Origin of the sequence: Microbacterium sp. (assembly GCF_051953575.1) — a bacterium.
Taxonomy (GTDB): Bacteria; Actinomycetota; Actinomycetes; order Actinomycetales; family Microbacteriaceae; genus Microbacterium.
The window spans coordinates 1-2,595 of the sequence record NZ_JBQCIP010000089.1 but is presented as its reverse complement, the minus strand read 5'-3'; the positions used below and the strand labels follow the sequence as shown (position 1 = coordinate 2,595).

2 protein-coding genes are annotated in these 2,595 nt (G+C 68.6%); both read right to left on the bottom strand.

Annotation, left to right across the window (positions count from 1 at the left end):
• Window positions 1–1,435 (bottom strand): peptidoglycan D,D-transpeptidase FtsI family protein (locus ACTHNQ_RS06295; protein WP_440332070.1); only part of this gene is annotated, 1,435 nt, incomplete at its 3' end.
• A gap of 1 nt (window position 1,436) precedes the next feature.
• A partial coding sequence (locus tag ACTHNQ_RS06290) for an FtsW/RodA/SpoVE family cell cycle protein (protein WP_440332068.1) occupies window positions 1,437–2,595 on the bottom strand: 1,159 nt, incomplete at its 5' end.

Sequence of the window (2,595 nt, the reverse complement as noted above, 5' to 3'; positions counted from 1 at the left end):
CCTTCTTCGCGATGGGAGCGGCGATCGTGTTGCCGCTTCCCGATTGTCCTTGCCCGCCGCCGTCCTCTACGACCACGGCGACGGCGACCTCGGGGTTCTGCGCGGGTGCGAACCCGGTGAACCAGAGCGTGTACGGCTCGTCGCCCGTGCTCTCCGCAGTGCCCGTCTTTCCGGCCACGTCGACGCCGTCTATTCTTGCACCCGACGCCGCACCGTCACTGACATTGGCGACCATCATCGTGACCAGTTCGTTGGCTAGCGCAGTGTCGAGAGCACGGCCGAACTCGGTGTCGTCGTACGTCTTCTGCACCGAGAGGTCGGGGCCGATCACCCGGTCCACCATGCGGGGGTTCATGACGATTCCTCCGTTCGCGATGCCGGCGGCCACCATCGCCATCTGCAGCGGCGTGGCGGTGACCTGGCCCTGCCCGAACCCGCTGAGCGCCGTCTGCGCGTCGTCCTGGATGGTGCGCGGGTAGCCGGAGGCGGTCGAGGTGAGCGGGATGTCGAACGTCTGGTTGAACCCGTACTTCTCGGCCTCTTCGCGGATCGCGGTGTCGCCGAGCTCGACCGCCAGCTCCGCGAACGGGATGTTGCAGCTGAGGCGCAGCGCGTCGGCGAGGGTGACGGTGTCGCCCGGACCGCACGCGCCGCCGCTCGCGTTGTGCACGATGCTGCTCGACTGCGGCAGCTGGTACTGCGCCGGGTTGGGCAGCGTCGACTGCGGCGTGTAGTCGCCGGATGCCAGGGCCGCGGACGCCACCACGAGCTTGAACGTCGAGCCGGGCGGATTGAGGTCGCCCGCGATCGCGCGGTCCGACAGCGGCTGGCCGGGATCGGACACCAGCTGGTCGTACGCCGTATTGACGGCGTCGGTGTCGTGCGAGGCGAGCACGTTGGTGTCGTAGCTCGGGCTGGTCACGAGCGCCAGCACGCGCCCCGTGGATGGCTCGATCGCGATGATGCCGCCCTGCAGGTCGCCCAGCGCCTCGAACGCGGCGCGCTGCACGTCGGCGTCGAGCGAGAGCACGACGTTCGATCCGCGCGGCGGCTGTCCGGTGAAGATGCGCTCGACCCGCGAGAGGAACTGCGAGCCCGCCGTGCCGCTGAGCTCCTGATTCATCGCCTGCTCGATGCCGGTGGCCGAGTTGAGGGCGGGATTGATGTAGCCCGTCACCGGCGCCCACATGGCGGCATCCGTGTACACACGCTGCCAGCTGTAGACGTCGTCCGACGGCACCGACGAGGCGATCGCCGACCCGCTCGCGATGATGGAGCCGCGCTGGACCTCGTACGAGTCGTACAGGGACCGCTTGTTGGCGGGATTCGCCGCCAGCGCGTCCGACTGCACCACCTGGATCCAGCTCGCCGATCCGAAGAGGGCGAGGAACATGACCAGCATCAGGATGCTGAGGCGCCGGAGTTCCTTGGTCATGTCAGCCGATCACCACCCGGGGCCGGCTGCGGACGGCATCCGAGATGCGCAGCAGCAGGGCGACGATGATCCAGTTCGCGACGAGCGACGATCCGCCCGCGGCGAGGAACGGCGTGGTGAGACCGGTCAGCGGGATGAGCCGCGTGACCCCGCCCACCATGATGAACACCTGCAGGGCGATCGTGAACGACAGTCCGGTCGCGAGCAGCTTGCCGAAGTCGTCCTGGCCGGCGAGGCCGATGCGGATGCCGCGGCTCGTGAACACCATGTACAGGCAGAGGATCGCGAACACGCCGATGAGGCCGAGCTCTTCGCCGAGTGCGGGAAGGATGTAGTCGCTCTCCGACACGGGCGTGAGGTACGGCCGCCCCTGGCCGAGGCCGGTGCCGAGCAGGCCCCCGTTGGCCATGCCGAAGATGCCGTTGACCAGCTGATAGCTGGCGCCGTCCATCAGGTCGGGGTTGAAGGCATCCAGCCAGATCGTGAACCGGTTGCCCACGTACGGAAGGAATCGGGATGCCACCCACGCGCCGCCGGCGGCGAGCACGACACCGATGAGCACCCAGCTGGTCTTGCCGGTCGCGACGTAGAGCATCGCGACGAACATGCCGAAGATCAGGAGGCCGGTGCCGAGGTCGCGCTGCATCACGATGATGCCGAGCGAGACCAGCCAGATGACGAGGAGCGGGCCGAGCTCGCGCGCTCGCGGCCACGTGATGCCGAGGAACCGCGTGCCGACCGAGGTGAGCGACTCGCGCGTGCGGACGAGATAGCCGGCGAAGAAGATCGCGAGGGCGATCTTGGCGAGTTCGCCGGGCTGGAACGAGAAGATCCCCGCTACCGACACCCACACGTCGGCGCCGGCCTCGACGCCGAGGCCCGGGACGAACGGGAGGAGGAGCAGCGCGATGCCCGCGAAACCGAAGACGTACGTGTAGCGGAAGAGCACGCGGTAGTTGCGCAGCGCGATGACGATCGCGATGGCGGCGGCGATGGCGATCGCCGACCATGCCAGCTGGCGCAGCGAGAACGCGTCCCAGCCCTCCCACCCCTTGCCGAGATCGATCCGGTAGATCATCGCGATCCCGAGGCCCGTCAGCAGCGTCGCGATCGGCACGACGAACGGATCGGCGGCCGGGGCGCGCAGGCGCAGCACGACG